Below are 17,959 nucleotides of genomic sequence, written 5' to 3' on the forward strand. Positions count from 1 at the left end.
TTAAAGTTCGGGCAGGCAACGTTCTTCCACGGCGCACCGATGCGCCGAAGCCAAAGCCATGGGCTGGTTATGATCCGAGTTGATGTGCCACGAAGATGGGGCAGGTTGAACCGAGATGAATTCTGTGATGGTACCGTCAGGCTGCCATAGGCCGTTTCGCCTTGCAAGGATTTATTTAGGAACGCGGGCCTCCCTACCTCCGCCCCTTGCCAGGGCCCCACCCGGGGCCTATGCTTTATAGACCCAATTCATCTGCGCGGAGGCATAGGCCCATGGCCAGCAAGCCCAAGGACCCCCAGGCCTGGATCAGCGGAATCGTCAACGACTTCCTGGCCGAATCGCCCAGCAACGACATGCACAACCAAGCCGGCGACCCGGCCTGGGACGACGCCCTGGTGGGCTTCGCCTCGGGCGCGGACCCCATCTGGCAGCAATACAAGGAGTACGTGGGGCCCTTCCATTGGACCCCCTGGGAGGTGTTCAACCAGCACCACCCCGGCGATCCGGTGACCGCCGAGGAGCTGACCGTGATCTCCTGGGTCTTGCCCCAGCGCCCCATGGTGCGCGAGGCCAACCGCAAGAGCCGCAAGTACCCGGCCGAGGAGTGGGCGCGCATCCGCATCTTCGGCGAGGAGTGCAACGTGGGCCTGCGCAAGCACCTGGTCCAGACCCTGAGCCAGGCCGGCCACCCGGCGGTGGCCCCCATGCTGGCCTCCAACTGGACTGTGGTCAACTCGCAGCGCTTCGGCTTCGCCTCGTCCTGGAGCGAGCGCCACGCGGCCCACGCGGCCGGGCTGGGCACCTTCGGGCTCTGCGACGGGCTCATCACCGCCCGGGGCAAGGCGCTCCGGGCCGGCTCGGTGGTGGCCAAGATCAAGGTGGAGCCCACCCCCCGCTACTACACCGATCACCACGCCTATTGCCTGCACTACACCGAGGGCACCTGCGGCAAGTGCATCGACCGCTGCCCGGTGCGGGCCATCACTGTCGACGGCCACGACAAGCAGCGGTGCCGCCAGCACTTGCAAGCCAGCCGCGACTACGTGACCAAGACCTACGGCTTTGTAGGCTACGGCTGCGGCCTGTGCCAGGTGGGGGTGCCCTGCGAGAGCGGCATCCCGGTGAAGGCGGCCCGCGAGGCCCTGGAACGCGGCGAGCTGCCGCCCCCGCCCGCGCCGCTGGCTTAAGAGAAAAAGCAGAAGAAGTTTAGAAAAAGAAAACCGGCCTCCCGCGCGGGGGGCCGGTTTTGATTTAGCCTGACGCCGCCTGCCTTTTCCGGCTCTCCATGTAGGGGCGGGGTTTATCCCCGCCCTGTCTTTTAAACGGCGCTCTCTCGGGCGGGGACAAACCCCGCCCCTACATTGCCAACTTGCCCATTACTTGTCATTGCGAGGAGCGGCTTCCCAGCCGCGAGGAAGCAATCTCTGCCTGTAAGGGATAGTGCTGCCCGAACGATGCCGCCCGGAAAACCGGATTTCTTGCCGCGCCGCCAAGGCGTCGCGGCCCCGATAGCCGAGCTATCGGGGCCAACAGAAAAGTCTGTCTTCTGCTCCTGCTGCCCCCGACAGCTCTGCTGTCGGGGTTGACGAGCGCCAGCGAGGCAACAAGAAATCCCCCGCTCCCTACTCCGGGTCCTTGAAACCGATCTCCGCGTGGTTGCCGTCGCAAAAGGGCTTGTTGCGCGAGGAGCCGCAGCGGCACAGGGTGCAGTGCTCGGTGGATACTTCCACGGCGCGGGGCTCGTGGCCCACCACCTCGATGCCGCCCACCAGGCACAGCGGCCCGTCCGAGGCCACGATCACCTCGGGCTCCCGCTCCAGGTCGCGGTGCTCCACTCCCTCGATGCTATAACTGAGCGCCCCGGAGGGGCAGCGCTCGATGGTGGCGATGATCGCCTCCGCCTCGGCCCCGTCGGGGTTTATCCAGGGCCTGGCCAGGCGGTCGAACACGCCGGGCAACTCATGGGTGCAGATGCCCGAATGGGAGCAGACGTGGCGGTTGTCGTGGATCACGATGCGCGCCCCGGTGTAGTTCTTGCGCCGGTCCATATGCCCGTCGCTCTCCTTGCGGTCGCTGAAATGCAGCGCGCCGTGGGAGCCGTCGCACAGGGGCTTGTTCTCCGAGCCCCCGCAGCGGCAAAGGGCCGCGCCCTTGGGCGAGGCGTAGGTCTCGCCGTCCTCGCCGCGCAGGCCCGCGATGGGGTGCGGCGTGAAGTCGGTGAAAAAATACAAGGGACCGTTGGGCAGGGGGATGATCTGGGGCTTGGGCTTGTCGTCGCTCATGGCTGCCTCCGGGTTGGGACCGCGCGGGCCGCGTGGCCTGGTCCCTAGATTATAAGCCAATCCGGCCACGGGCCGCCAAAAGCCAAGGGCGAGGCCATGGCCCCGCCCTCGTTGCGATTAGATTTTCGAGCTCAGTATCTAATGCTACTTGGCCCCCACGTAGCCGGTGCGGTTCTTGATGCGCGCGTCGATCTCGTCCCTGCTCTCCTGCAACACGCGCATGGTCTTCTCGGCCGCGGCGATCAGCTCGCTGCTGTTGCCCTCGGCGATGAGCCGCCCGGGCAGGAGCATCTTGCGGCGGGCCAAAAAGGCCACGATCTCGTCCTCGGCGTCCAGCTCCACCCCGTATTTCTCGGACAGGGCCAGAAGCTCCTCGCCGAACTCCTGGGGGTGCTCGAAAAGCTCGCTGGGCACGTTGGTCTCCCGCGAGAGCGCCACCGCCTTGCCCGGAGGCAGGCTGGAGCCGCAGATCAGGTCGGCCGCGTGGGCCAGTTGGTGGATGATCAGCGAGTCGTCGGCGTCCTTGCTAAGGGCCAGGTACACGTGGGTGGGGTCCAGGACCCTGGTCTTGTGGGGGTTGATCAGCACCCCGCCCGAGGTGGAGCGCGGCGCGTCGGCCGCCCCGGCCTGTAGCTGGGCGTAGGAGACCAGGTCCACCAGCTTCACCCGGATGGTCTTGCCCCCCGGCGAGGTGAGGGAAAAGTCCGCGACCATCTCCGCGGCGCGGGGATGGTCGCAGGCCGGTAGTTTGGTTATGGCCAGGGCGATTTGGCCGGGGTCTTGGGTCAGGCGATCGGTTACGATGTCCTTTTCGCGCCCCATGTGGCAGCGCTTGAACTTTTTGCCGCTGCCGCAGGGGCAGAGGTCGTTCCGGCCGATGTTGCTGTAATCCATATGATGTTCCCCCGGCCAGGCCCGCCCTGGGCCGTCCGGTTTACTCGCTTACGATGCAGTCGCGGCCCGCGTCCGGGGTGTTGACCGGGAAAGGCCCGGTTTGCCCGGTGTTGGGGTCGTAGCGGTGACGGTAGCTGGCCTTGATGCCGATCTTCTTGAAGGTGTGATCCCAGCCACGTTGGTAATAACCGCACTCATCGTTGAAGCAGATGTACAGGCAGTCGCCGCCCCAGCTATCCACCGCCGGGGAGACCCACTTTTCCATATGCTCGCCGCAATGCGGGCAAACAGTCTTGTTCTCGTCAAACTCGGGCATGATGTCCTCCTTTGGAGGTCTATTCGTGTTGCGAAAGAGCCCGCGCCCGGGCGTTTCTCCCAGGCGCGGGCTAACGTCCTGCCCTATAAGTTAATCACGCGGCGAGGTGACGCAACACCTCATTGGCGGAGACGATGTTCCGGTTCAGGGCCGCGTCCTTGTTGGGGTCCATGCCAAAGGCCAGAGCCATGAGCTGGGTCACGAAGACCACGGGCATGTCCAGCTCGGTCTTGAGGATCTTCTCCAGGCGGGGCTGGTAGATCTCCAGGTTCATCTGGCACATGGGGCAAGGCACCGAGATAAGGGCCGCGCCGCCGGCGGCGGCTTCGCCGATGATGTCGCCCACCAAGGGGGCGCAGGTGTCCATCTCGGTGAAGAAGATGCCCGAGCCGCAGCACTTGACCTTGTGCTCGAAGGGGATCACCTCGGCGCCCAGGGCGGCCAGGATCTCGTCCATGCTGGTGGGCTCTTCCACCGAATCGTACTCGCCGTAGGGGCGGGTGGTCTGGCAGCCGTAGTAGGGGGCCACCTTCAGCCCGGTCAGGGGCTTTTTCACCGCCGCCTTGATGCGCTCGAGGCCCACGTCGTTGTAGAGCACGTCCAGCACGTGGCGCACCTTGATGCCGCCGGAGTAGCTCAGGCCGCCCTCGCCCAGGATCTGGTTCAGCTCGGCGGCCAGCTCGGGCTCCTCATCGAACTCATGGGCGGTCTTGACCATCTGGATGTAGCAGGAGCTGCACGGCGCGATGATGTCGTAACCGCCCTGCTTCTGGGCCAGAGCCAGGTTGCGCGCGTTGAGGGTCTTGGTCTGCAATTCGGTGCCGCCCACGTAGTGGATGGAGGCGCCGCAGCAGTTCCAGTCCTCGATCTCCTTGAGCTCGACCTGCAGGGCCTTGAACACGGCCTCCACGCTAACTTCGTAGTGGGAGCCGCCGGCCTCCAGGGAACAACCGGGATACAGCAGGTAAGTCATCTTAACCCTCCTTCCCGGGGCTCATGGCCTGAGCCTTGTCCAGCATCTTCTTGAGGCCCTTGATGCCCTTGATCTTCTTGGAAGGCGGGATGCCCGGGCCCAGCTTGAACTTCATCCGCTTGTGGCTGAGCAGAGCGCGGCCGATGTCCATCATCTCCAGGGTGTTGAACAACCCGTGGATGGGCCCGGCGGTCAGGGTGTAGCGCATGGGCACTTCGGTCTCGTCCACGCGGCCGGTCTTGTAGATGCTGTCCCAGAAGACCTTGCCGAACTTGGCGGTCTCCGCGCGCGGCACGATACCCTGCTCCAGGGCGTAGTGGGCCAGGCCGTGCATGATGTCGATGACCTTGACCCCCCGGGGGCAGCGCACCTTGCAGGTGTAGCAGGAGGTGCACAGCATGATGTCCGGGCTGTCCATGACCTCGTCACGTTTGCCCGCCCGGATCAGCGACCAAATCTGGCGCGGCCCGTGGGTCATTTTATCGCGTAGAGGGCAAGTAATGCCGCACACCCCGCACTGCATGCAGAGTTTGACGTCCTCCCCGGAGTCGACATTCTTGTAGACCTCTTCGCGGAAGCTTTTGTCATAGGCCTTTGTGGCCATAACCATCCTCACTGCAAAGTGGTTAGACGAAATATTGTCAAACCCTAGTCAGGCGAAGGGGGCCCGGCTGGCGCCGGACCCCCCTTTTAGTCCTAGAAGCCCTTGTAGGGGTTGGGTCCTACCTCTTCGATCGTTTCCATGAACTCGGCGATGATCTGAGGCACCTTGTCCACCTCGCCGAAGCTGATCTCCTCCACGCGCACCCGGTCGCTCTCCAGCACCAGGCGGTCCAAGGTCTCCGAGATCTTGGACATGCGCACGTTGGCCAGCTCCGAACCCTTGATGAAGTGGCACTGGTAGTCGTCGCCCCGGCGGCAGCCGAAGAGCATCACGCCGTCGATGCCGGAGCTCAGGGCGTCGGCGATCCACACCAGGTTGATGGAGCCCAGGCAGCGCACCGGGATGAAGCGGATGTAGGGGCTCCACTTGTGGCCGGCGCGGGCGGCCATGTCGATGGCCGGCAGGGCGTCGTTCTCGCAGACAAGGACAACCACGCGGGGCTTCTCTTCATCTTCCTCGGGAACCTCGATGGACTTGATCATGGAGCCGATCATGTCCACGGAGTAGTTCTTGAAGCTGATGATGCGCTCCGGGCAGGCGCCCATGCACACGCCGCAGCGGCGGCAGCGGGTGGGGTTGGGCAGCGGGTTGGCTTTCTCGTCCTCGTTGATGGCGCCGAAGGGGCACTCCTCGGTGCAGCGCTTACACTGGGTGCAGCGTTGCATGGCGAACTCGGGGAAGCTCATGTCGCCCGAGCGGGGGTGCACCGCGAAGCCGCCGGCCGCCGCCTTGGTGGCCTGGATGGCCTTCAGGGCCGCGCCGGTGGCGTCTTCCACAGCCGCGGTCACCCGCATGGGCCGCCGCACGGTTCCCGCCGCGTAGATGCCGGTGCGCCGGGTCTCGTAGGGGAAGCAGATGAAGTGGCTGTCGGGATAGGCGTACTTCAGGGTGGGCAGGTTGGGGCCCTGGCGGTACTTCAGGTTCAACACCGACCAGTCGTCGCAGGCCGCCTTGGCCTCGGCGGCCACCTTCTTGGCGGCTTCCTGGTCCATGCCCAGGGCCACCAGCGGCGGCTCCACCACGCGGGGGTTGTTGGGCTTCATGCCGGTGGCCAGCACCACCAGGTCCAGCTCGTCGATCTCCACCGTGTCGTTGAGGGTCACGTCAGCGGTCTCGATGGCCAGCTTGCCGCCGCTCTCGCTGATCTTGGGGTAGTCCTCGCCGCGGCGGATGAACACCACGCCTTTGCGCTGGGCCTCGCGGTAGACTTCCTCGCTCTGGCCCGGGGTGCGGATGTCCTTGTAGATGACGTATACCGCCGCCTCGGGGTTGGCTTCCTTGACCAGCATGGCCTGCTTGAGGCTCACAGTGCAGCACACCGCCGAGCAGTAGGGCAGGTGGTTCTGGTCGCGGGAGCCGGCGCACTGGATGAAAGCCACCGAGCCGATGCCGCCCAGGTCGCCGGCCTTGGCCTTGGCTTCCATGTCCACGTTGGTGATGATGGCGTCGTTGGAGCCGTAGGCCAGCTCCTCGGCCAGCTTCTCGGGCTCGTAGGGCAGCCAGCCGGTGGCCTGCACGATGGCGCCGCAGCGGAAGCTTTCGCCGCCGCTCAGGGTCACGTCGAAGTTGCCCGGCGCGCCCTTGGTCTCGGTCACGGTGTTGCCGGTGTAGACCTTGATCTTGTCGTTGCCCTCGATCTCGGCCACCAGGGCCTCGAGGTGAGTGTCTTCCAGCTCCTGGTAGGGCGGGTTCTCCGGGGCCAGCTTGGCCATCTTGCCCAGGAAGCCGCCCAGGGCGTCTTCCTTCTCCACCAGGAACACGTCCACGCCGGCCTTGGCCGCGGCCAGGGCCGCGTTGATGCCGGCCACGCCGCCGCCCACCACCATCACGGAGGTCTCGGGGGCCTCTTCCAGCTGGAAGGGAACCGGCACGTCGGACTTGGCCAGTTTCACCGCGCTCATGCGCAGGTAGTCCTCGGCCAGCATCTGGCGATCCTCGCCGGCCTCTTCCTCGCCCTCGTACTCGGCCTCGGAGGGATACACCGCCTGCTCGCGCAGGCTGGCCCGCTCCACGATGACCTCGGGGCCGAAGTCGAACTCGTTGGTCTTCACCCGGCAGGAGCAGGCGCCCAGCAGGATGGCGTTCACGCCGCCGTCCACGTCGCCCTGGATGAAGGCCACGCCTTCGGGCGAACAGAGCTGCTCGTGGGTTTTCACCTCGCCGATGCCGGCCTCTTCAACAACTTCCTGCAGCTTCTCGAAGTTCAGGGCCTCGCCCAGGCCGCAGCCCTGACAGAGATAGCAAGCTTGATTCTTGTCCATGATCACTACCTCCCGGCCACAACTTGAATAGCCTTGAGCGCCGCCGCGGTGCCGTCCTGCACGCTGATGTGCACCTCGCCGGGCCGGCGGACCGTGCCCGCGCCGATGATGCCTTCGCTGGACTGCACGAAGCCGTACTCGTCATAAACCATGTCGGCCGGAATCTTCGTAAGGTCGGTGTTGGGTTGCATACCCGTGGCCAAAACCACCAGGTCATGCTCGGCCTTGAAGCGATCGCCGGAGGCGGTGTCCTCGCCCTCCAGAACCAACATGCCGCCCTCGCCGGGCTGGATCATGCCGATCTTGCTCTTGACGAAGCTGATCTTCTCGTCGGCCTTCACCTTGGTGTAGAAGTCCTCGTTGCGGTCCATGGCCCGGATGTCGATGAAGTAGATGGTCACTTCCGCGTCGGGCAGGGCCTCGCGCACGTAGGTGGCCTGCTTCAGGCTGGCCAGGCAGCAGACCGTGGAACAGAAGGGCAGATGATTCACGTCGCGGGAGCCGGCGCACTGGATGAAGGCCACCTTCTTGGGGGCTTCCCCGTCGCTGGGCCGCTGGATGGCGCCCTTGGTGGGGCCGGTGGGCGCGGCCAGGCGCTCCATCTGCACGTTGGTGATGATGTCCGGATTGGCCTCGAAGTTGTAGTACTCAACCTTGGAGGCGTCGTAGGGGGTCCAGCCGGCGGCCCAGATCACGGCCCCGGCCTCCTCGGTGAACTCCTGCTCCGCGTCGTCCAGATTCACCGCGTCGTAGGGGCAGGCCTCCTTGGCCTTGGCCGCGTCGTCGGTGCCCAGGATGCTGGGGTCGATGACGAAACGGAAGGGGTAGGCCATCTCATGCGGGAGATAGGCGGCCTTCACCTCGCCCAGACCGTAGTCGAAGGGGCTGGGGATGGTAGCCTCCACGGCCTCGGAGCACTTGCCGCAGGCGGTGCAGCGCTCGGTCACGTAGCGGGGCGACTGCTTGATGGTGACTTTGTAGTCGCCGGCCGCGCCCTCGATGCCGGTCACCTCGCTCATGGTATAGAGCTTGATGCGCGGGTTGGACTTGATGCGCTTGAAGTTTATCTCCAGTCCGCAGTAGGGCGGGCAGAGTTTGGGAAAGTATTGGTGGAGTTGGGCCACCCGGCCGCCGAGATAAGGATTTTTCTCCACCAGCACCACGTCATAGCCGGCTTCGGCCGCTTCCAGCGCCGCGCTGACGCCGCTCATGCCGCCACCGACGACCAGTATGGTTTGGCCCATCGTGCTGTCCTCCTCAAAAGGGAATCTAACGTTGACTCGTTTCTTATATCCTTGGCCGCCCCGGCGCCGGGCCCTTTTTACGCGGTCCCTGGCTAGTGGGGGCGGTCTTCTCCGGCAACCAGACGGTCCCCGGGGAATTACCGAAGCCCGAATATACTACGGCCACCGGGGAACAGTCTAGAAAAACCCTGTCCCCTCGGCGCCTTTTGCCTAATTAGCACGGCAACTTCCCGGCGGCGGCCCAAGCGGGGCCCCCGAGCGGGGCTTTTTGTCCGGCCCGGGGCTTTTTGGGCTCCGGGACGGGCAAAAAACTCCAGGCGCCAAGGCGGCGCCTGGAGTTGCTTTAGATCAAGACATGCGAATTAGTCGACCAGAGGGACAACGTCCTTCTTCTCGAACTTCCACTCGCCGTCCTTGTAGGTGCAGTTCACGAAGCACTTCCAGTTGTCCTCATCCATCTTGGGAGTGTCGGCACGGAAGTAGTAGCCGGGCCAACGGGTCTCCTCGCGGAAGAGGATGGTGCGCACGTGGGCCTCAGCCTGCCACATGCGGTGCACGTTCTCCCAGCAGCGCTCCAGCTCGTAGCGATCCTCGGCGCCCAGCTTCTCGGCGTCTTCCTTGAGCATGTCCAGCAGCTCGAGGCCGCGCTCCAACAGGCTCTTGGAGGTCTTGAAGGCGCTGACCACGCCACCGGCGTACTCGTCCATGATCTTCTGCAAACGGAACATGAAGCTCATGGGACGGATGTAAGCGGGGTTGATCTCGGGATCGGTGGTGAAGCCCTGGTTGGCGTCGAACAGCTCCATGGGAGCGAAGCACTTGGCCTTCAGGGCCTCGACGTCGCCCACGCTGGGCTGGCTGTTGTTGTCCAGGATGTAGCGGATGGCCTGCTTGCCAGCATAGCGACCCTCGGCGTGGGAGCCGGAGGAGAACTTGTGGCTGGAGGCGCCGGTGCCGTCACCAGCGGAGAACAGGCCCTGCACGGTGGTCATGTTGCCGTAGCCCCACTTGTAGGGAGTCTCGAGGTCCTCGGGACCGGAGACCCAGGCGCCGGAACCACCGGAGTGGGAGCCGATGAAGTAAGGCTCGCACGCGGCGATCTCAGAGCGGCTCTTCTCGGGGTAGATGTTGTTGGCGGCCCAGAGGATGGCCTGGCTCACGGTCATGTCCAGGAAGTCCTCCCAAGCCTCGGCCTCCAGGCTCTTCATCTTCTTCTTGAAGGCCTTCTCGTCGGGGGCTTCGGCGGCCAGCTTCTGGATGGCCTCGGCGGTCTCCATGTACAACGGGCCCAGGCCGGCGTCCACGTCCAGCATGCCCAGGTAGTTACGCAGGTTGGCCGGGATCGGCTTCACCAGGCCGTAGGGGGCCCAGTTCTGCAGCTCGGACTTGCGCTCCACCATGTACTCGCCGCCCTCGGCGCTGGTCGCACGGCTCTTGAAGAGCAGGAACCAGGCACCCACAGGACCATAAGCGTCCTTGAAGCGCACGGGGATGAAGCGGATCTCCTGACAGGTCATCTCGGCGCCCGCCAGAATGGTGAAGTAAGCGCTGGAACCGCTGTTGAACGGCGGATACCAGGAGCGGCCCAGACCCTCACCCACGGAGCGGGGACGGAACACGTGCACGGCGCCGCCCATCATGGCGCAGACAGCCTTGGCCTTGAACACGTAGAACTTGTTCTCGCGGGTGCTGAAGCCGTAGGCGCCAGCCACGCGGTCGCCGTCCATGATCGGACCGACGATGAACACGCGCTCGATGATGTCGAAGCCGGCCTCGTTCATGGCGTTCTTGGCGGCCTCGGCCACGATCACCTTGTAGGACTCGCCGTTGATCATGATCTGCCAACGACCCTCACGGACGTACTTGCCGTTCTCGTCGGTCCAGATCGGGAGGCCCCACTTTTCGAACAGGTGCACGGAGCTGTCGACGTGGCGGGCGATGTTGTACACCAGGTCGTCGCGGGCGATGCCCATCAGGTCCTGGCGGACGTAACGGACGTAGTCCTCGAGGGTGTTGTCGCCGGCACCGTAGCCGATGTACTCGTTGATGGCGCTCAGGCCCATGGCCACCGCGCCGGAGCGGTCAAAAGCGGCCTTGTCGACCAGGGTCACTTTCAGGCCGTTTTTGGCTGCCCAGTAGGCGGCCTCGACCGAAGCGCCGGCCGCGGCCATGCCGCCGCCGCAGATCAGAAGGTCAGTGGTGACCTCAACAGTTTCCCAATTTTCCATAGCCATAGTCAGATCCTCCTATGCCTTTCCCTAAACCGTGGGAAGGGTGTCCGTGCCACAAGAGGCCGGCTCGGTCATGAGGTTGGGGCTGTTGATGTCGGCATCGCCAGCTTCAAAACCGCCCAGGGGCTGCGCGGAACCCTCACCGGTGGTCCGGATGGGGAACTTGAACCGCTTGACGGCGCCGTCACGGAATTTGACGGTCCACATGATGTTGTCCGAACCACGCAGGGGCACGCAGCTGGCGCCCATGGGCACGAAGTCGGCATAACCGCGGACGTCAATGGCCTGCTGGGGGCAGATCTTGACGCAGTTGTAGCACTCCCAGCACATGGCGGGGTCGCGGTTGAAGGCCTTCATCTCGCCGTAGCCAAGCGACCCGTCCTTGTCCAGGAGCATGAGGTCGTTGGGGCAGATGTACATGCAAGCGGTCTTATCTTGACCTTTGCAGCCATCGCACTTTTCAACAATGACAAAACTTGGCATTCAGTTCCTCCGTAGTGTTGACTGATCGTCTTTAGCAACCAGCCTGAACGACTACCAATAAGAGCCCTCCCGCGATTCGGGAGGACAGGTTCACTTGCCTCAGGTCCTAACACCTCCTCCAAAGTTTGGCTTTTACCTGAGTTTTTGGTTAACTCCTACTTTCCTAAAGCGTCCGGACCGGGCCCGCCGGCCCGCCCCGCAATTTGATTGTGCTCTTTAGAACAAAGTGTTCCGCAAATATGCCCCTGGTGTCAAGTGCTCTTTTTCCCAAAACGTTCCCCGGCGCTTTTTTAGTGCTCCGGACAACCCATTCCAGGAAAACGCAGGTCTACTTTTTCCATGGGGTCGGCCATTTTTAACTTAGGCCCGCGCGGCATGTCAAGAAAAATGTGTTCTTCGTCACAAAGTATCCCTAGCAAACTCCGGGTGGTTGCCCGGCGGCAATCACCCGGCGCATTGTATACGAAATTTTCACGCCATATCCGTCAGTTGACCCGGGCGGCCCCGCCGGGGCCCCGACGCGGTTCCCGGCAAAAAACTCCGGCCCCAGGGCGGGTAGTCCGGGGCCGGAGAAGGTGAGGCCGGGGCAGCCTCACAGGACCTGACGATAGATCTCCTCGGCGTCGGCCGCGGTCATGACCCGGGGGTTGTTGGCCAGCAGGCGGGTGACCTTCATAACCCCCTGGGCCAGCTCAGGCAGGTCCTCCTCCTTGATGCCGTACTCCCGAAGGCTCTGGGGCACCTTCAGGTCCTCGGCCAGCTCCATCACCGCGTCCACGGCCATCTCGGCCGCCTCGCGCAGGGCCGCGCCCTCCACCGGCTGGCCCATCAGCTCGGCCACCTCGGCGAACTTGAGCAGGTTGCCCACCAGGTTGAAGCGCATCACCGGAGCCAGCATCAGGGTGTTGGCGATGCCGTGGGGGATGTGGAACTCCGCACCGATGGGGTAGGCGAAGGCGTGCACCGCGGTTACCCCGGCGTTGGCAAAGGCGATGCCCGCCAACAGGCTGCCCTCCATCATGGCCTGGCGGGCCTCCAGGTCGCTGCCCCGGGCGTAGGCGGTGCGCAGGTTGTCGCTTATCAGCTCGATGGCCCGCGCGGCCAGCATGTCGGTCATGCCCGTGGCGTTCACGCTGGTGTAGGCCTCGATGGCGTGGATCAGGGCGTCCATGCCCGTGGCCGCGGTGATGGCCGGGGGCAGGCCCACGGTCAGCTCCGGGTCCAACAGGGCCACCCGGGGCATCAGGTGGGGGCTCACCACGCCCTTTTTGAGCTTCTCTTGCTCGTCGCTCAGGATGGCGATGGGGGTCACCTCCGAGCCGGTGCCCGCGGTGGTGGGGATGATGATCGTCGGCGCGCCGGGGTTGGGCACCAGGTCCACCCCGCAGTAGTCGCTGATGTCGCCCGCGTTCCTTAGCATCACCGCCACGGTCTTGGCGATGTCGATGGGGCTGCCCCCGCCCAGACCGATGACGCAGTCGGGCTTGTCGCCGCCCAGGCCGCCCAGGCAGGCCTCGACCGTCTCGTGGCGCGGGTCGGGCGAGACCTCGCTGAACAGGACGTAGTCCAGACCCTCGGCTTTGAGCGAGGCCTCCACCGGGTCCAACAGGCCCGCGCCCATGATGCCCGGATCGGTGACCACCAACACCCGGGTGGCGCCCAGGGCCTTGGCCTCGGCTCCCACGCCGGCCACCGCGCCGGGGCCCATGACGATACGGGGGGTCGTGCGGAATATGCTTACGCGAGCGCCCATGCTCCCTCTCCTTTGCGCGATACTCGTTTTTTCTAGCGGCCCACGATGAGGGCCAGCTTTTCGTCGGCCATGATCTCTTGGGGCGTGCCCTGGAACAGGATCTCGCCCCGTTCCACCACATAGGCCCGGTCCACCACCTTGGAGGCGTTGCCCAGATTGGAGGCGGCCAGGATGATGGAGATGCCCATGCCCCGGATGCGGCGCATGGCGTCGATGAAGTGGCGCACCACCAGGGGGGCCAGCCCCTCGAAGGATTCGTCCAGCAAGAGCAACTTGGGGTTCAGGGCCAGGGCCCGGGTGACCGCCACCATCTTCTTTTCGCCGCCCGAGAGGTTGGCTCCCTTGCGCTCCCAGAGCTCGCGGAGCTTGGGGAAGATGTCGAAGCCCTGCTTGGGCTCGAAGGTGGCCCCGCCCTGGCTGTCCTTGCTCACCCACAGGCCCAGGTTGATGTTCTCGGCCACGGTGAGCTCCGGGAAGACCCGCGAGTCCTCCGGGGCGTAGGCCACGCCGGAGAGCACCCGGGCCCGGGTGCTGTCCTTGGTGATGTCCTGGTCCTGGAAGGTGATGACCCCGTTCTTGGGCTGATACAGGCCCAGGATGCTCTTCATGATGGAGCTCTTGCCCGCGCCGTTGCGGCCCAAAAGCCCCACGATCTCGCCCGGGGCCACCTCCAGGGACACCGAGCGCAGGATCTGGGTCTTCTTCACAAAGAAGTCGATGTTTTCCATGGTCAGAAGCATGGCTACTCACTCACTCCGAACAGGGTCTCCTGCACCTTGGGGTCGTCCATGACCTCGGCCGGGGTGCCCCAGGCCAGGATGCCGCCCTCGGCCAACACCAGCACCCGCTTGCAGTAGTCGCTCACGATGTCCATGTCGTGCTCGATGATCAGGGTGGCGGTGCCCCGCTTGCCGATGGCCTCGATGATGGTGTCCATGACCTTGAACTTGTCCGCCGTGGCCACCCCGCTGGTGGGCTCGTCCAGCAGCAAGAAGTGGGGCTTCAGGGCAAAGGCCATGGCCGTGTCCAAGACCTTCTTGTCGCCTTCGCTTAGCTCCGAGGCCGGCTGCTCGGCGAACTGGTCCAGGTTGAAGATGCCCAGGATGGACAGCGCCTCCTCGGTGGCCTCGCGGTAGGCCGAGGCCGGCTTGAAAAAGCGCCCCAGGCGGCTCTGGGTGCTGATCACGCAGGTGCGCACGTTGTCCAACACGCTCAGCTCCTCGAACAGATGCGTGATCTGGAAGTTGCGCGCGATGCCCGCCTTGATGCGTCTGTAGGGCGGGGCGTGGGTGATGTCCTTGCCGTTCAGGGTTATCTGGCCCGAGGTGGGCTGCAGATGGCCGGAGATCAGGTTGACCATGGTGGTCTTGCCCGCGCCGTTGGGGCCCAACAGCGCCACCACCTCGTTCTCCTCGATGGAAAAGCTCACCCCGTTGATCACCAGGGACTTGTCAAAGGCCTTGACCACATCCTTGATTGCCAGCATGGCCTAGCCCCTCCCTTCCGCGCGGCGCGGCCGAAGCTTGCCCACAAGGTCGGCGACCCCTCCGGTCACTCCGCCGGGCAACAAGAGCACCAGCACCACCAGGGTGCCGCCCACGATGAGCATCCAGTACTCGGTCCAGGCCACGGCGTAGAGCCTCAGGTAGGTGAACAACACCGCGCCCACGATGGGCCCCTCGAAGATCATGAAGCCGCCCAGCAAGACCATGTAGACGATCTCGCCGGAAAAGACCCAGTTGGATATCTCCGGGGTGATGTGGCCGCTGACAAAGCTCCACACCCCGCCGGCCAGGCCGCTGAAGGTGCCGGAGATGACAAAGGCGTACCAGCGGAAGCGCTTGACCCGGATGCCCACCATTTCGGCGCGCACCTCGTTGTCGCGGGTGGCTTGCAAGGCCTTGCCGAAGGGCGAGTTCACGATGGCCAGCATAACCAGGGTGGCCGCGGAGAAGATGCCCACCACGATGTAGTAGTAGGGCCCCACCATGAACTGGAAGCGGCGCATGCCCGTGATCTCCATGCCGAAGAAGGTGGGCAGGGGGATGCGGATGCCGTCCGAGCCGCCGGTGAAATGGTAGGCCTTTTCCAGGATCGCGAACATGAGCATGGCCAGGGCCAGGGTGAGGATGGAAAAGAAGATGCGGGTGTGGCGCACGCACACGAAACCGAAAATGGCCGACACCAGGGCCGACACGGCCAGGGAAGCCAGGATGGCCAGCTCGAAGCTGAAATGCTCCGGGAAATACATGTAGAGCAGGCCCACCGCGTAGGCCCCGGCCGCGAAGTAGGCCCCGTGGCCGAAACTGAGCACCCCGGCATAGCGGAGCAGCAGGTTGAGCCCCAGGCCCAGGATGGCCAGGGACAGGCCGGTCTCCACCATGTTCAGGTGGTAGGGGTCGAGCACTTGGGGCAGCAGGAGCAGCACCACCAGGGTGATGAGGTAGGCCAGGGCCCGCGAGCTGAATAGATACTTAGTCATGGCGCTGCCTCACTTCTGCCCGAAAAGGCCTTCGGGCTTTATCACCAGGATGACCACCGCTATCAGGAACAACAGCGGCATCTCCAACTCGGCGAAGTAGGCCACGGTGAATGAGCGGGTGAGGCCGACCAAGAGCGAACCCACCAGGGCGCCCTTCAGGCTGCCCAGCCCGCCGATGACCACCACGATGAAGGCCATGATCAACACGTCCATGCCCATGCCCATCACCGCGGGGGTGGTGGGCACCACCAGGGCCCCGGCCAGCCCGGCCAGGGCGGCGCCCAACACGAAGGCCGTCACGGTGAGCCGCCGCATGGGTATGCCCATGGCCTGGGCCATGTCCCGGTCCATCTCGATGGCCCGGAGCATGATCCCCAGCTTGGTCTTGGCCATGACCCACCAGATGATCATGCCGGCCACGGCGGTTATGAGCATGACGAACAGGAAGTATGCCGGGTAGGTGTGCCCCATGATCTGCACGCTGCCCATGGCGTCGAAGGGCGCGCTGGCGTAGCGGCTCTCGCCGCCGAAGACCAGCTTGATCAGGTCCTCGATGAGCATGAGGATGCCGAAGGTGATCAGGAGCTGATACTCCAGGGGCCGCTTGTACAAGGGCTTGATGAGGGTGGTCTCGATGACCAGGCCCACCAGGCCCGAAAGCACCATGGCCGAGGCCGCCGCGGTCACCAGCATCAAGATCGTCGAGGAGCCGGTCATCATTCCGATGAAGTAGGCGGCGATGAACCCGCCGATGGCGTACAGCGAGCCGTGGGCCAGATTCAGGATGCCCATGACCCCCAGAATGATGCTCAGCCCCAGCGAGGTCAGAAACAAAAAGGCCGCGAAATACAGGCCGTTGAGGGCATAGATCAGCCCCATGACATGAACTCTCCTTGAACCGCTCCCCTGGCGGGGCAGGGGCGAGCGGGCCGCGAGGTCGGGTGGCCGCCGCCGGGCACCAGGCCCGGCGGCGGCGCTTAACGCTTACGGTAGCCTAGGACTTCCAGCTGCCGATCCAGTCCTCGGTGCTTATGCCGGCCGGGGCGTTCACCTGGAAGGAGGGGAACACCATAAGGCGGTCGGGGTCGAGGATCGGGAAGGGATAGTCCTTGGTCATCTTGGAGATGCCCACCAGGCAGTCCTCGCGGGCGTTGTGGTCCTTGTCGATCACGCAGTAGCCGCTGGGCGTCTCGAAGCCCATGTTGCCCATGGCCTTGGCGGTCTGCTCGATGGTCGGCCAGCCGCCCACCAGCGAGGAGGCCTTCTCCACCGCGGTCTTGTAGGCGGTGATGGCCTGGAAGGCGTGATAGCTGGGATAGGTGGGGTACTTTTTGTAGCGCTTCTTGAATTCGTCCACGAACCACTTGTTGAGCGGCCACTTGTCCCAGGCGGGGTACAGGAAGTAGTGCGCGCCGGCGCAGCAGATGAACTGGCCCTCGGGGAACTCGGCGCCCAACTCCTGCGGGTACGGCTCGCCCCGGCTCAGGGCCATCTTGGCCTGGTTGAACAGCCCGGAAGCCTTGGCCTGCTTCAGGAAGGTCACCGCGTCGCCGCCCCACATGGAGCTGTGGATGATCTGGGCGCCGGAGCCCTGCAGGGCGCTGATGTGGGCGGTGTAGTCGGTGGTGAAGATCTTGGGCCACAGGGTCTTGACGATCTCGACGTTGGGCAGCAGCTTCTTGATGGCCAGCTCGAAGATGTGCCAGGAGTCGCGGCCCCAGGCGTAGTCCTGGTTGATGCCCGCGATCTTCTTGACGTCAGGCATGTACTTCTTGATGGCCAGGGCCAGGGCGATGTTGTCCTGGCCCAGGTGGGCGCTGGTGCGGAAACCCAGGTCGTACTTGGGGGTCTTGTAGGGGCTCTTCTTGCCCTCCATGAGCACGTGGGTGCCGCAGTCGTAGGCCAGCATCAGGCCGCCCAGCTCGTCGGACAGGGGCATGACCGCCTTGCAGTCGCCGGAGGAGATGTAGCCCAGGATGACGTCGACCTTGTCCTCCAGGATCAGCTTGCGGGCCAGCTCCACCTGGGTCTTGGCTCCGCCGGCCTCGTCCAGGCTGATCAGGTCGATCTTGCGGCCCAGGATGCCGCCCTGCTTGTTGTAGATGTCGGCCATCATCTTGTAGCCGTTGTCGCCCGGGATTCCGAAGGGCCCGGCCGCCGGGCCGCTCAGGAAGCTGATGGCGGCTACCTTGACGGGGGTTTTGGGAATGGACTTGCCGGCGGCCAGGGCTTTGCTGCCCATGAGGCTCACCGCGCCCGCCCCCAGGCCGGCGGCGCCGGCCATTTTCAGAAACTGCCTACGGTTGGTCTTCTCAGCCATATCTCCCTCCATTTGATCGGTTGTGATGACTAACCCTAAAAGGCCGCCTCCGCATG

At 64.5% G+C, this 17,959-nt stretch carries 16 protein-coding genes; 1 reads left to right on the forward strand and 15 read right to left on the reverse strand.

Features of this window, described 5'->3' with window-relative positions:
- The first annotated feature begins 272 nt into the window (after nt 1-272).
- A complete protein-coding gene (locus KQH53_10545) occupies nt 273-1,187 on the forward strand; it encodes a hypothetical protein (protein ID MCB2227103.1) in 915 nt (304 codons plus the stop codon).
- 435 nt (nt 1,188-1,622) lie between these two features.
- Here KQH53_10545 and KQH53_10550 read toward each other — a convergent pair whose 3' ends face one another.
- From KQH53_10550 to KQH53_10620, 15 genes are all read right to left on the reverse strand, one after another.
- Nucleotides 1,623-2,282 (reverse strand): CDGSH iron-sulfur domain-containing protein, encoded by a 660-nt coding sequence (locus KQH53_10550; protein MCB2227104.1) that lies wholly within the window; start codon nt 2,280-2,282, stop codon nt 1,623-1,625.
- Between the two features lie 144 nt (nt 2,283-2,426).
- The gene (locus tag KQH53_10555; GenBank protein ID MCB2227105.1) at nt 2,427-3,176 is read right to left on the reverse strand and encodes an SEC-C domain-containing protein; all 750 of its coding nucleotides are present in this window, start codon (nt 3,174-3,176) and stop codon (nt 2,427-2,429) included.
- Nucleotides 3,177-3,216: 40 nt separating this feature from the next.
- Nucleotides 3,217-3,492, reverse strand: coding sequence for an ogr/Delta-like zinc finger family protein (locus KQH53_10560; protein MCB2227106.1), 276 nt, complete (start codon nt 3,490-3,492; stop codon nt 3,217-3,219).
- Nucleotides 3,493-3,586: 94 nt separating this feature from the next.
- Nucleotides 3,587-4,465: a CoB--CoM heterodisulfide reductase iron-sulfur subunit B family protein gene (locus tag KQH53_10565; GenBank protein MCB2227107.1), complete on the reverse strand. Its 879-nt coding sequence runs from the start codon at nt 4,463-4,465 to the stop codon at nt 3,587-3,589.
- 1 nt (nt 4,466) lies between these two features.
- The gene (locus KQH53_10570) at nt 4,467-5,075 is read right to left on the reverse strand and encodes a 4Fe-4S dicluster domain-containing protein (protein ID MCB2227108.1); all 609 of its coding nucleotides are present in this window, start codon (nt 5,073-5,075) and stop codon (nt 4,467-4,469) included.
- A gap of 86 nt (nt 5,076-5,161) precedes the next feature.
- Nucleotides 5,162-7,390 carry a hydrogenase iron-sulfur subunit gene (locus KQH53_10575; protein MCB2227109.1) on the reverse strand — a complete coding sequence of 743 codons (2,229 nt, stop codon included), beginning with the start codon at nt 7,388-7,390 and terminating at the stop codon, nt 5,162-5,164.
- Nucleotides 7,391-7,395: 5 nt separating this feature from the next.
- Nucleotides 7,396-8,634 (reverse strand): CoB--CoM heterodisulfide reductase iron-sulfur subunit A family protein, encoded by a 1,239-nt coding sequence (locus KQH53_10580; protein MCB2227110.1) that lies wholly within the window; start codon nt 8,632-8,634, stop codon nt 7,396-7,398.
- A gap of 362 nt (nt 8,635-8,996) precedes the next feature.
- Nucleotides 8,997-10,862: an adenylyl-sulfate reductase subunit alpha gene (gene aprA / locus KQH53_10585; GenBank protein ID MCB2227111.1), complete on the reverse strand. Its 1,866-nt coding sequence runs from the start codon at nt 10,860-10,862 to the stop codon at nt 8,997-8,999.
- A 30-nt stretch (nt 10,863-10,892) separates the two neighbouring features.
- Nucleotides 10,893-11,348 (reverse strand): adenylyl-sulfate reductase subunit beta, encoded by a 456-nt coding sequence (aprB, locus tag KQH53_10590; GenBank protein MCB2227112.1) that lies wholly within the window; start codon nt 11,346-11,348, stop codon nt 10,893-10,895.
- 592 nt (nt 11,349-11,940) lie between these two features.
- Entirely contained in the window at nt 11,941-13,101 is a 1,161-nt protein-coding gene (locus tag KQH53_10595) for an iron-containing alcohol dehydrogenase (GenBank protein ID MCB2227113.1), read from the reverse strand.
- Between the two features lie 32 nt (nt 13,102-13,133).
- A complete protein-coding gene (locus KQH53_10600; protein ID MCB2227114.1) occupies nt 13,134-13,841 on the reverse strand; it encodes an ATP-binding cassette domain-containing protein in 708 nt (235 codons plus the stop codon).
- Nucleotides 13,842-13,843: 2 nt separating this feature from the next.
- Nucleotides 13,844-14,587, reverse strand: a complete 744-nt coding sequence (locus tag KQH53_10605) for an ABC transporter ATP-binding protein (GenBank protein MCB2227115.1) — start codon at nt 14,585-14,587, stop codon at nt 13,844-13,846.
- Between the two features lie 3 nt (nt 14,588-14,590).
- The gene (locus tag KQH53_10610) at nt 14,591-15,583 is read right to left on the reverse strand and encodes a branched-chain amino acid ABC transporter permease (protein ID MCB2227116.1); all 993 of its coding nucleotides are present in this window, start codon (nt 15,581-15,583) and stop codon (nt 14,591-14,593) included.
- A 9-nt stretch (nt 15,584-15,592) separates the two neighbouring features.
- A complete protein-coding gene (locus KQH53_10615; protein MCB2227117.1) occupies nt 15,593-16,462 on the reverse strand; it encodes a branched-chain amino acid ABC transporter permease in 870 nt (289 codons plus the stop codon).
- A 115-nt stretch (nt 16,463-16,577) separates the two neighbouring features.
- Nucleotides 16,578-17,903, reverse strand: coding sequence for an ABC transporter substrate-binding protein (locus KQH53_10620; GenBank protein ID MCB2227118.1), 1,326 nt, complete (start codon nt 17,901-17,903; stop codon nt 16,578-16,580).
- Nucleotides 17,904-17,959 lie beyond the last annotated feature (56 nt).

The organism is Desulfarculaceae bacterium, from assembly GCA_020444545.1.
Taxonomy (GTDB): domain Bacteria; phylum Desulfobacterota; class Desulfarculia; order Desulfarculales; family Desulfarculaceae; genus Desulfoferula.

Excerpts from the sequence above, each read along its gene's own strand:
- KQH53_10545 (MCB2227103.1), top strand. The coding sequence starts at position 273 with ATGGCCAGCAAGCCCAAGGACCCCCAGGCCTGGATCAGCGGAATCGTC.
- KQH53_10550 (MCB2227104.1), bottom strand. The coding sequence starts at position 2,282 with ATGAGCGACGACAAGCCCAAGCCCCAGATCATCCCCCTGCCCAACGGT.
- KQH53_10555 (MCB2227105.1), bottom strand. The coding sequence starts at position 3,176 with ATGGATTACAGCAACATCGGCCGGAACGACCTCTGCCCCTGCGGCAGC.
- KQH53_10560 (MCB2227106.1), bottom strand. The coding sequence starts at position 3,492 with ATGCCCGAGTTTGACGAGAACAAGACTGTTTGCCCGCATTGCGGCGAG.
- KQH53_10565 (MCB2227107.1), bottom strand. The coding sequence starts at position 4,465 with ATGACTTACCTGCTGTATCCCGGTTGTTCCCTGGAGGCCGGCGGCTCC.
- KQH53_10570 (MCB2227108.1), bottom strand. The coding sequence starts at position 5,075 with ATGGTTATGGCCACAAAGGCCTATGACAAAAGCTTCCGCGAAGAGGTC.
- KQH53_10575 (MCB2227109.1), bottom strand. The coding sequence starts at position 7,390 with ATGGACAAGAATCAAGCTTGCTATCTCTGTCAGGGCTGCGGCCTGGGC.
- KQH53_10580 (MCB2227110.1), bottom strand. The coding sequence starts at position 8,634 with ATGGGCCAAACCATACTGGTCGTCGGTGGCGGCATGAGCGGCGTCAGC.
- aprA (MCB2227111.1), bottom strand. The coding sequence starts at position 10,862 with ATGGAAAATTGGGAAACTGTTGAGGTCACCACTGACCTTCTGATCTGC.
- aprB (MCB2227112.1), bottom strand. The coding sequence starts at position 11,348 with ATGCCAAGTTTTGTCATTGTTGAAAAGTGCGATGGCTGCAAAGGTCAA.
- KQH53_10595 (MCB2227113.1), bottom strand. The coding sequence starts at position 13,101 with ATGGGCGCTCGCGTAAGCATATTCCGCACGACCCCCCGTATCGTCATG.
- KQH53_10600 (MCB2227114.1), bottom strand. The coding sequence starts at position 13,841 with ATGCTTCTGACCATGGAAAACATCGACTTCTTTGTGAAGAAGACCCAG.
- KQH53_10605 (MCB2227115.1), bottom strand. The coding sequence starts at position 14,587 with ATGCTGGCAATCAAGGATGTGGTCAAGGCCTTTGACAAGTCCCTGGTG.
- KQH53_10610 (MCB2227116.1), bottom strand. The coding sequence starts at position 15,583 with ATGACTAAGTATCTATTCAGCTCGCGGGCCCTGGCCTACCTCATCACC.
- KQH53_10615 (MCB2227117.1), bottom strand. The coding sequence starts at position 16,462 with ATGGGGCTGATCTATGCCCTCAACGGCCTGTATTTCGCGGCCTTTTTG.
- KQH53_10620 (MCB2227118.1), bottom strand. The coding sequence starts at position 17,903 with ATGGCTGAGAAGACCAACCGTAGGCAGTTTCTGAAAATGGCCGGCGCC.